Genomic DNA, 10,430 nt, shown 5'->3' with positions numbered 1-10,430 from the left:
ATGTTGATCTTGTATTAATTATGACAGTGAATCCTGGTTTTGGTGGTCAATCATTTATTCATGAAATGATTCCAAAAATAAAAGCAATTGCGGAACTTAGAGAAAAAAATAATTATAACTATGAAATTGAAATTGACGGCGGAGTAAATGTAGAAACTGCAAAGTTATGTACAGATGCTGGAGCTGATGTACTTGTTGCAGGAAGTGCGATTTTTAATGAAAGTGATAGAAAAAAAGCAATAGAGGATTTAAGAAAAGCGATTAATGAATAACTCAATTTTTACATCTTCATACAAGGTGGTTAGATTAAGCTTAATAAAGACTGAGTAACGCTTCTCATGTAAAAGATTTGAGGTTTTTATACAATATCCATAAACTGCGCAGTAACTTAAGTTGATAATTTTTCGGTTAACCTCGCTACTGCACCGTTGATTTCCGCCTCCGGGCAGTACGCTTTCCGCGGGCACGGCTTCAGCCTCTGAAGCAGAAAACCGCTGCTTCTGAGTCTTCAGACACGTGCTTTTCCTGCAGGAGTCGACTGCCCTCCGGCTCCAATCAACCATAGAGATAGTAGTAACAAACTGTGTAGAGCTGTTTACCAAACACACCCAGCGAAGGAAATACACGGAGACTCCTGTGGGAGGACAGGCCTAGGTGAGACCCAAGTGCGTAGCACGAAGGGGCTCAACAGCCGCCCACGGAAAGCGTAGTGTATTTCCGTAGCGGTATTCTGCTTTGTAGCTTCGTTATTTCCACGACGGAAATCAACGAAGCGTTACTAGTTTTAAATTTTCACTACTGCACAGTTTACTTCAAATGTTGAAAAAGCCCTTGCTTCTGGATATTCCAGAATTTCAAAAGAATAACCTGTTATCCAAAGTTAGTTTTGGAAGTGTGTTTCCACTTTTTTCAATGGTTCCATCCCAAATTTCACTTTGCGAAAGTTAAGTAATTTACCTCTTTCTTTTCATTAAAAATCATATAATTGTTTTCTCTGCATAAGATTATAGTAGAAGAGCGTGAGTATAATTTTATATTATTCGTTTTTAAGTGATTAGGAGGAGGAGTAAATGAAGTTTTATACGATTAAGCTCCCAAGATTTATCGGTGGTTTCGTTCGTGTAATAATGGGGATGTTCAAAAAGGACTAATTCAGTACACTTATTCTAACACATTCATTACATCCCCCAGATTTTTTTAGAGTTTTATCTATCTCGAACACTTTTTACTTAAAGAACTAAAAAAGCACCCAATCGAATGGGTGCTTTTTGACATGGTATATTCAATATCTACTTAACGATAAATTATTAAGTCTTGACTTATACTCTTTTAATTTTACCTGATTTTAACGCACGTGCTGATACATATACTCGTTTTGGTTTGCCATCTACCATAATTCTTACTTTTTGTACATTTGCTTTCCATTTACGTTTATTTGCATTCATCGCGTGTGAACGGTTATTTCCAGTTCCTGTTTTACGTCCAGTAATAACACATTTTCTTGACATACAAACCCCTCCTTAACATACATGTGTCATTTCATACTTATTTAATTTATCATATCAAATCCAATAATGCAATTTAATTTTTCTTCCATTTGCTCATAATAAGAATAAATTCGAAATAAAAAGGGGTATTCTTTTCCTTATTGTAAATTATATGTACAATATAGTAGTACGATTTTAAATATTACTTAGCACTTTTTATTAATGAATAGGATCTTGTTGGGTTTAGAGGAGGATTTAATTGTGAAAGTTAATAAAATAGATAGCGTTTTATTAATAAAGATGATTCAATTAGGCGCAAATAATTTATCTAATCATAAAGATATTATAAATAAATTAAATGTATTTCCAGTGCCAGATGGTGATACCGGAACAAATATGAACTTATCAATGAGTTCAGGTGTAAAAGAATTGAATGAAAGAAAAAGTGCAGATTTACCAATAATTCTTAGCTCGTTCATTAGAGGGTTATTAATGGGAGCTCGTGGAAATTCTGGGGTAATTTTATCACAGCTATTTCGCGGTTTTTCGGAAAGTCTTCAAGAAGAAAAGGAAATATCTAGTAAGGCTTTTGCAAATGCGTTAAATAACGGAGTGAAAGTGGCCTATCAATCGGTTACAAATCCAGTAGAAGGAACAATTTTAACTGTAGCGAAAGATGCAGCGACAAAAGCCATTGAACTAGCCGATGAAGAAGAGGATATTATTAAGTTGTTAGACGCAGTAGTTTCTGAAGCCAAGCAATCATTAGAAAGGACTCCAGAATTATTACCTATTTTAAAAGAAGTAGGTGTAGTAGACTCTGGCGGCAAAGGATTAGTCGTTATTTATGAAGGCTTTCTAGCGGCTGTAAAAGGGGACGAGCTACCTAAGGCAGAGTCGGAAATTGATATGGAAAAGATGATCCATATAGAACATGAACGTTCTGCTCAATCGTTTATTAGCGCTGATTCAATCGAATATGGTTATTGCACGGAGTTTTTTGTCGAAATAAATGAACAAAATATGAGTGAGTTTGATGAAAACAAGTTTCGTAATCAATTGAGTGAATATGGTGACTCTTTACTTGTTGCGGCAGATAATAATATGGTGAAAGTGCATATCCACACAGAATTCCCGGGAAAAGTTATGAATCATGCTCAAACTTTTGGAGAATTAGTAAACATTGATATTGAAAATATGCGTAAACAACACGAGTCGATCGTCGAAAAGCAGGATGAAGAAACAAGTATGCAAGAAGAAAAAGAATATGGAATTATTGCTGTTGCATCGGGAAGTGGACTAAAAGATATGTTTACAAGTCTTGGAACTACCTACATCATTGAAGGTGGACAAACGATGAATCCTAGTACAGAAGAACTTCTTTCAGCAATTAGGAAAGTAAATGCCAAACATACATTTATTTTACCGAACAATAAAAACATTTTAATGGCTGCAAATCAAGCAAAATTACTTTCCGATAAAAATGTTATTATTATACCAACGAAAACGATCCCTCAAGGTATTAGTGCCTTATTTACTTTTGAAGAAGAAGCTTCAATGAATGAAAATGAACAAAACATGTTGGAAGGCATGAAAGATGTAAAGACAGGCCTTGTGACATATGCAACAAGAGATACAGTTATTAATCAAATGGAAATAAAGCAAGGCTTTTATATGGGATTAAATGATGAAACGATCCGTGTCACGAATACAGATAAAATGGAGACTGTGAGTAGTTTACTTCAAAAGATGGTTGATGAAGATGATGAAATCGTTACAATCTTTTATGGAGAAGATGTTTCAGAGGAAGAGATTATTTCTTTACATGATTTCATGGAACAACATTTTGAGGATTTAGATATAGAATTACATAAAGGGAATCAACCTATATATTCTTTTATTATTATGATTGAGTAAGGCATCCGTCATCATGCCTTACTTTTTTTATTGGGACAGTCTATTATCAATTTGTTATAATTATAGTATTTAGAATCGTATTTAATCAATAAAGAAAAGAGTGGTTAAGAAATTGTTGAATGAACCAGTCGAAACTTTAACAGGTGTTGGAGAGAAAGTAAAAAACGATTTAAATCTAATGGATATATATACAGTCGGAGATCTTCTGGAGTATTTTCCTTATCGTTATGATATTTTAGAAATCAAGCCTTTAAGTGAACTGATTCATGATGATAATGTAACGATAATTGGAGAAGTTATGTATCCGCCAACCGTCACTTACGGTAGAAAAAGCTCTCGCCTTCAATTTATGCTACAAGTTGATCGAGTAGCAGTAAAAGCAGTGATGTTTAACAGAGCGTTTGCAAAAAAGCATTTAACGAAAGGGACAAAAGTTACACTAACTGGTAAGTGGGATGCACATCGATTGCAAATTACAGTAAATAATTATCAATTAGGAAAACCAAATACAGATGTAAATATACAAGCAATTTATTCTGTGAAAGGAAATGTAACGAGCGGAAGAATAAGTAATTTGCTGAAGCAATGTATTCGGGAATATGCTGATGAGATTGAAGAATTACTTCCACCAGCTTACTTAAAAGAATATAAAATACCAACAAGAAGTGAAGCCATTAAACAGATTCATCGACCTGAAAATCAACTACAACTTAAACATGCTCGAAGAAGATTTGTGTATGAAGAACTTTTATTGTTCCAGTTAAAGATGGCTTTACTAAAACAAAAAAATCAATCTATTAATAAAGGTGTTCAACAGGATTTTCAAGATAACGACGTACATCAATTCATTAGTCGGCTTCCATTTACATTAACGGCTGCTCAAGAAAAAGCGTTGCAAGAAATATTTAATGATATGCGGTCTCCTATTCAAATGAATCGGCTGTTACAAGGGGATGTCGGGTCGGGAAAAACCGCTGTAGCAACAATCTGTCTTTACGCTTCGGTACAAGCTAATCGTCAAGGTGCGTTAATGGTGCCCACAGAAATATTGGCAGAACAGCACTATGAATCTATTAGGGAAATGATGGATTCTAACATACAGATAGGTTTATTGACAAGCTCTGTAAAAGGAAAGAACCGTCAGAAAATCCTTGAAGGAATAAAAAATAATGAGATTCAAATTGTAATCGGTACACACTCTTTGATTCAAGAAGAAGTTGTTTTTCACCATTTGGGAACTGTGATTATTGATGAACAGCATCGTTTTGGAGTAGAGCAACGAAAAATGTTAAGAGAAAAAGGGCTGCACCCAGATGTATTATTTATGACAGCTACCCCAATTCCACGTACACTTGCTATTACAGCGTTTGGTGATATGGATGTATCTATAATCGATCAAATGCCTAAAGGCCGTAAAGAAATAGAAACGTTTTGGGTAAAAGAGAATATGCTCATTCGTGTACTCGAATTTATTAGAAAGAAAGTAGCAGCAGGAGAGCAAGCTTATATTGTTTCTCCGCTGATCGAAGAATCGGAAGCGTTTGATTATCAAAATGCGATCGATTTATACCATCAATTACAAGATTATTATTCTAATACGATTAAAATTGGTTTACTTCATGGGAAGCTGCCCCCTGATGAAAAAGAGTTGATTATGAAACAATTTATGAAGAATGAAATACATGTTTTAGTTGCTACTACTGTTATTGAAGTAGGTGTAAATGTACCGAATGCCAGTGTAATGGTAATCTATGATGCGGAACGTTTTGGATTATCACAACTTCATCAATTGAGAGGAAGAGTGGGGCGTGGCGATAAACAAAGCTACTGTATTTTAATAGCTGATCCTAAAGGAGAAGTAGGTAAGGAAAGAATGCGAATTATGACGGAGACGACAGACGGTTTTAAATTAGCAGAGGAAGATTTAAAATTAAGAGGACCAGGTGATTTCTTTGGTAAAAAGCAGAGTGGGTTACCAGAGTTTAAAGTAGCCGATCTTATCCATGATTATCGAGCTCTTGAAGTAGCACGCCAAGATGCACAGCATATTATTCAACATAATTTATTACAAAAAGATGCGGCATATCAAAAATTATCGGAACGTTTAGAGGAGGAATCTGGAGACCAGAGATTTGATTAAATACACGAAATTCTGCTTGCATTATTACACATGGTGTTATATATTACTATTATTACCTAGTCATAATTATGACGCTATGGATGTGGATAATGATGAGGTTTAAAAAAATGGAGCGGCAACAATTACTAGTAGAAAAAATTGAAGAAACCCCTTTTATAACGGACGAAGAACTAGCTAATTATTTTCATGTCAGTGTACAGACGATTCGATTAGATCGTTTAGAGCTTGCTATTCCAGAGCTTCGTGAAAGAATCAAATCTGTTGCAACAAATCAATGGAATGAGACGGTGAAGTCACTTCCGTTAGACGAAGTAATTGGAGACATTATCGATCTGGAACTCGACCGACGTGCTATTTCAATTATGAAAATACAGCCTGAACAAGTATTTTCTAGAAATAAAATAGCACGAGGACATCATTTATTCGCGCAAGCTAATTCGCTAGCAGTTGCTGTAATCGATGATGAGTTAGCTTTAACTAGAAAATCAGAGATTAAGTTTAAAAGACAAGTAAAATTAAATGAGCAAGTTGTTGCAAAGGCAGAAGTTAAAGAAGTTAAAAAAGACGGGATCACCGTTGTTCACGTTAATAGTTTTGTGAAAAATGAAGTCGTTTTTTCTGGTATATTCCACATGTATCGTTCTAGCGAGAAGGAGAAGTAAATATGAAAATAGCGATAGATGCCATGGGTGGAGATAATGCCCCTAAAGTTGTTGTAGAAGGTGCAATGAATGCAATTTCAGATGTGAAAGATTTACATATTACATTAGTTGGAGACGAAAAGGAAATAAAAAAGTACTTAACGAATAATGAGCGTATTTCAATTATCCATACAGAAGAAGTTATTGGTGGAGATGAAGAGCCAATTCGCGCTATCCGTCGCAAGAAAAATTCTTCACTCGTTTTAACGGCAAATGAAGTGAAAGAAAAAAAGGCTGATGCATGTATATCTGCCGGTAATACGGGGGCACTTGTCGTAGCCGGATTGTTTGTTGTAGGAAGAACAAAAGGAATTGACAGACCAGCACTTAGTCCGACATTACCTACAACCAATGGCAAAGGATTTTTACTGCTAGATGCAGGTGCTAATGTTGATGCAAATGCACATAACCTTGTACAATATGCAGTCATGGGTTCTATTTACAGTGAAAAAGTGCGACTGATTAAAAAACCAACAGTTGGATTATTAAATGTTGGAACGGAAGATGGGAAAGGAAGTCAGTTAACTAAAAAAGCTTTTGCTCAGTTATCAACTGCACCGATTAATTTTATTGGCAATATAGAAGCAAGGGACCTGTTAGATGGAGTCGCTGATGTTGTCGTAACAGATGGATTTAGTGGTAATATAACGCTAAAAGCAATTGAAGGGACAGCGCTTCATGTAATGAAATTGTTAAAACAGACGTTGACGTCGTCATTAAAAACGAAATTAGCTGCTGGGTTAATTAAAAGTGATTTAAAAAATTTAAAAGAACAGCTAGATTATCCAGAATACGGGGGTGCAGCCCTTTTTGGATTATCTGCACCAGTTATTAAATCACATGGATCATCGAATGCTCGTTCGATTTATCATACAATAAAACAGGCCTGCCATATGATCGAAAATAATGTTATTGGAACAATCGGAGAAACAATTAACACGTTAGAACTAGAGGAGGACTAAGATGAAAAGAATTGTATGCATGTTCCCAGGACAAGGTTCTCAAGTCGTAGGAATGGGAAAAGATTTGTACGACCAACACGATGAAGTAAAGCAACTATATAAACTTGCTAATGAGAGTTTGGATAAAGATATAACGGATATAATGTTTAATGGTCCGGCCGAGATATTAACGGAAACTGAAAATGCACAACCTGCCTTATTATTAAGTAGTATTGCAGCATATTCACTACTGGCTAAAGAAAATATTCAGCCTATCGCAACAATTGGTCATAGTCTTGGTGAATATAGCGCTCTCGTTGCGGCACAATCTCTTTCTATCGAGGAAGCACTCCCGCTTGTAGCAACTCGCGGTAGGTTAATGGAACAAGCTTTTCCTAAAGGGAAAGGTACGATGGCAGCCGTATTAGGTTTGGATGAAGAGGCGATACAAAAAGAACTCGACAAGGTTGACGAAAAAGAAGTGGTCGATATTGCTAATTTAAATTGTCCTGGACAAATTGTCATTTCAGGTTCACGAGCTGGTGTTGACCAAGCTGAAATACTTTTAAAAGAAGCTGGAGCAAGACGAGTATTACCACTAAATGTAAGTGGTCCATTTCATTCCCGTTTAATGCAACCGGCTAATGACGAATTTCAAGTTTCTCTTAATCAAGTAAATGTTCGCAATGCGGAAGTGCCTGTATATGCAAATGTGTCAGCAGAAGCGGTAACAGACAAGAGTGAAATTAAACAATTATTAATTAAACAATTGTATTCTCCTGTTCGCTTTGAACAATCTATTCGAAATTTACTGAAAGAAAATGTCGATGCTTTTGTTGAGGTAGGTACAGGTAAAGTCTTAAGTGGCCTAGTGAGAAAAATTGACCGGAAAATTAAAACATTTGCAATAGAAGATACTGCATCTTTCTCACAATTTTTGTCATGGTATAAGGAGGATGCGTAAGATGTCTCTTGAAGGAAAAATTGCCCTTGTCACGGGATCTTCACGGGGAATTGGACGAGCGATTGCACTTGAACTAGGTAAAAAAGGTGTAAACGTAGCAGTGAACTATGCTGGAAATGAACAAAAAGCCGAAGAAGTTGTCCAAGAACTCCATGATTTAGGAGTAAAAGCAATTAAAATCCGTGCAAATGTAGCAGACGAACAAGATGTAAAGGCAATGATAAAAGAAGTTACGAAAGAATTTGGTCGTCTAGATATTTTAGTAAACAATGCCGGAATAACGAAAGATAATTTATTAATGCGGATGAAAGTAGAAGAGTTTGATCAAGTAATTGAAACGAACTTAAAAGGAGCTTTCTTATGTACGAAAGCAGTCACTAGACAGATGATGAAACAACGGTATGGAAAAATTATTAATATCGCTTCTATCGTTGGTGTCAGTGGAAATCCAGGACAGGCAAACTATGTAGCTGCAAAAGCAGGATTGATTGGCTTAACGAAATCAACTGCAAAGGAACTGGCAACAAGAAATATTCTAGTCAATGCGGTTGCACCTGGATTTATCACAACTGACATGACAAATATTTTAACAGAAGAACAAAAAGATGCGATACTGTCTCAAATACCTTTGGAAAAACTTGGTGAACCAGAGGATATCGCAAATGTTGTTTGCTTTTTAGCGTCAGATGATGCTAAATATATTACTGGGCAAACAATACATGTTGACGGTGGAATGGTAATGTAAGTAGAGTCAAACTAGTAATTTTCTATTAATTCACATATACTATTGGAGGGAGGTGAAAGAGATGTCAGATGTATTTGAAAAAGTGAAAGAAATCATTGTAGAACAATTAGATGTAGAAGAATCGCAAATTACAATGGAAGCCTCTTTTAGAGACGATTTAGAAGCAGATTCATTAGATGTAGTTGAACTTGTTATGGAATTAGAGGATGAGTTTGATATTGAAATTGCTGATGAAGAAGCTGAAAGCATCAACACAGTGGGCGATGCTGTTAACTATATAGAAGAAAATAAATAAGCTAGTATAAAAATTGTTATTATACAAAATATTAGTAGTATACATAAGAGTACTTTGTAACTACCAAAAAAATTTAAGTCTCGCATGTTGCGGGACTTTTCATTTGTTTTTTAGTATATAGAGGGAGTATAAAACTTTCTTGACTCGCTCACTGGCTAAAAGCTCGGGCGTCCTGGGACTGCGCTAACTCGTCCCATCGAAGGGCATTTGCACTTTTGTTCGTCCTACCGTAAAGATTTGTCTCAGGCGTAAGTCACTAGCACGTCAATCACTTGTAAGTGCATCTAGGGCTTTCGCCAAGGCTTGGCGATAAGCCAAGTTTATTAATAAAATTAAAAAGGAGAGCTATTATGAATGTAAAAAGGCTTGAAGAGACATTAGCAATTTCTTTTCAAAATAAAGGTTTAATAAGACAGGCTTTTACACATTCATCTTATGTGAATGAGCATCAGAAAAAACATTTGTCTGATAATGAACGGTTGGAATTCCTGGGAGATGCTGTACTAGAACTGGCTGTTTCGGATTTTTTATACAATAAATTTCCCGAAATGAGTGAAGGTGAACTAACAAAATTAAGAGCAAGTATTGTATGTGAAGAATCGTTATTCCATTTTGCTGAAGTTTTGGAATTAAATCATTATATTCTACTCGGTAAAGGAGAAGAACGAACAGGTGGCCGAAACAGACAAGCTCTATTAGCGGATGTATTTGAAGCTTTACTTGGTGCACTGTATTTGGATCAAGGAATGGCCGTATGCCAAGAATTTTTGGAAAAACAAATATTTCCGAACATAATAACTGATGCTTTTTCGTATGCGATGGATTATAAAACAAAATTACAAGAAGAAATTCAAAAAGATCAAAAAAATACGCTGGAATATCTTATTATCGAAGAGAAAGGGCCTGCCCATCGAAAAGAATTTGTGGCTGAAGTAATTGTAAATGGAGAAGTACGTACCAGAGGGACTGGTAATTCAAAAAAAGAAGCAGAACAACGTGCCGCCAAACGCATGTTGGAAGAATTAGCTAAGAATAACGAATAAAAAAGATGGGATTTTAAATACGAAACGATTAAAAGAACAAAAAGTACAGAATTTCAATAATTCAATCTCACGTAGTTGAAGAATACTGTGCAGTAAATTCGGTTAGTAATCAACCTACCGCTACGGAAATACACTACGCTTTCCGTGGGCGGCTGTTGAGCCCCCTTGTGCTACGCACTGCGTGGTCTCACCGAGGC

General features: G+C 35.8%; 11 protein-coding genes. 10 read left to right on the top strand and 1 reads right to left on the bottom strand.

All coding sequences use genetic code 11. The features are described from left to right. Both ACPYKA_RS14260 and spoVM read left to right on the top strand, forming a co-directional pair. On the top strand, positions 1-272 hold a 272-nt coding region (locus ACPYKA_RS14260; RefSeq protein WP_479542902.1), incomplete at its 5' end, for a ribulose-phosphate 3-epimerase. Between the two features lie 798 nt (positions 273-1,070). Further along, positions 1,071-1,151, top strand: a complete 81-nt coding sequence (gene spoVM, locus ACPYKA_RS14255) for a stage V sporulation protein SpoVM (RefSeq protein WP_336260226.1) — start codon at positions 1,071-1,073, stop codon at positions 1,149-1,151. 168 nt (positions 1,152-1,319) lie between these two features. Here the strand turns inward: spoVM and rpmB are convergent, their stop codons facing one another. Beyond that, positions 1,320-1,508, bottom strand: a complete 189-nt coding sequence (gene rpmB / locus ACPYKA_RS14250) for a 50S ribosomal protein L28 (protein ID WP_336258619.1) — start codon at positions 1,506-1,508, stop codon at positions 1,320-1,322. 240 nt (positions 1,509-1,748) lie between these two features. Here rpmB and ACPYKA_RS14245 point away from each other — a divergent pair, with 240 nt between their 5' ends. From ACPYKA_RS14245 to rnc, 8 genes are all read left to right on the top strand, one after another. After that, entirely contained in the window at positions 1,749-3,404 is a 1,656-nt protein-coding gene (locus tag ACPYKA_RS14245; protein ID WP_479542901.1) for a DAK2 domain-containing protein, read from the top strand. Between the two features lie 112 nt (positions 3,405-3,516). Then, positions 3,517-5,544: an ATP-dependent DNA helicase RecG gene (gene recG / locus ACPYKA_RS14240; protein WP_479542900.1), complete on the top strand. Its 2,028-nt coding sequence runs from the start codon at positions 3,517-3,519 to the stop codon at positions 5,542-5,544. 92 nt (positions 5,545-5,636) lie between these two features. Further along, complete coding sequence (gene fapR / locus ACPYKA_RS14235) at positions 5,637-6,206, top strand: transcription factor FapR (protein WP_479542903.1); 570 nt, start codon at positions 5,637-5,639, stop codon at positions 6,204-6,206. Between the two features lie 2 nt (positions 6,207-6,208). Beyond that, positions 6,209-7,207 (top strand): phosphate acyltransferase PlsX, encoded by a 999-nt coding sequence (gene plsX / locus ACPYKA_RS14230; protein WP_479542899.1) that lies wholly within the window; start codon positions 6,209-6,211, stop codon positions 7,205-7,207. Position 7,208: 1 nt separating this feature from the next. After that, positions 7,209-8,150, top strand: coding sequence for an ACP S-malonyltransferase (gene fabD / locus ACPYKA_RS14225; RefSeq protein WP_479542898.1), 942 nt, complete (start codon positions 7,209-7,211; stop codon positions 8,148-8,150). Between the two features lies 1 nt (position 8,151). After that, on the top strand, positions 8,152-8,895 hold the full coding sequence (gene fabG / locus ACPYKA_RS14220) for a 3-oxoacyl-[acyl-carrier-protein] reductase (RefSeq protein ID WP_479542897.1): 744 nt from the start codon (positions 8,152-8,154) through the stop codon (positions 8,893-8,895). A gap of 61 nt (positions 8,896-8,956) precedes the next feature. After that, positions 8,957-9,190 (top strand): acyl carrier protein, encoded by a 234-nt coding sequence (acpP, locus tag ACPYKA_RS14215; protein ID WP_479542896.1) that lies wholly within the window; start codon positions 8,957-8,959, stop codon positions 9,188-9,190. A gap of 350 nt (positions 9,191-9,540) precedes the next feature. Further along, complete coding sequence (gene rnc / locus ACPYKA_RS14210) at positions 9,541-10,233, top strand: ribonuclease III (protein WP_479542895.1); 693 nt, start codon at positions 9,541-9,543, stop codon at positions 10,231-10,233. Positions 10,234-10,430: the final 197 nt, after the last annotated feature.

Source organism: Pseudogracilibacillus amylolyticus (SeqCode), from assembly GCF_051918545.1.
Taxonomy (GTDB): Bacteria; Bacillota; Bacilli; order Bacillales; family Amphibacillaceae; genus Pseudogracilibacillus.
This window is presented reverse-complemented; position numbering and strand designations above follow the sequence as displayed.

Bases quoted from the DNA above. Each gene is read 5' to 3' on its own strand.
- spoVM (WP_336260226.1), top strand. From the start codon at position 1,071: ATGAAGTTTTATACGATTAAGCTCCCAAGATTTATCGGTGGTTTCGTT.
- rpmB (WP_336258619.1), bottom strand. From the start codon at position 1,508: ATGTCAAGAAAATGTGTTATTACTGGACGTAAAACAGGAACTGGAAAT.
- fapR (WP_479542903.1), top strand. From the start codon at position 5,637: ATGAGGTTTAAAAAAATGGAGCGGCAACAATTACTAGTAGAAAAAATT.
- plsX (WP_479542899.1), top strand. From the start codon at position 6,209: ATGAAAATAGCGATAGATGCCATGGGTGGAGATAATGCCCCTAAAGTT.
- fabD (WP_479542898.1), top strand. From the start codon at position 7,209: ATGAAAAGAATTGTATGCATGTTCCCAGGACAAGGTTCTCAAGTCGTA.
- fabG (WP_479542897.1), top strand. From the start codon at position 8,152: ATGTCTCTTGAAGGAAAAATTGCCCTTGTCACGGGATCTTCACGGGGA.
- acpP (WP_479542896.1), top strand. From the start codon at position 8,957: ATGTCAGATGTATTTGAAAAAGTGAAAGAAATCATTGTAGAACAATTA.
- rnc (WP_479542895.1), top strand. From the start codon at position 9,541: ATGAATGTAAAAAGGCTTGAAGAGACATTAGCAATTTCTTTTCAAAAT.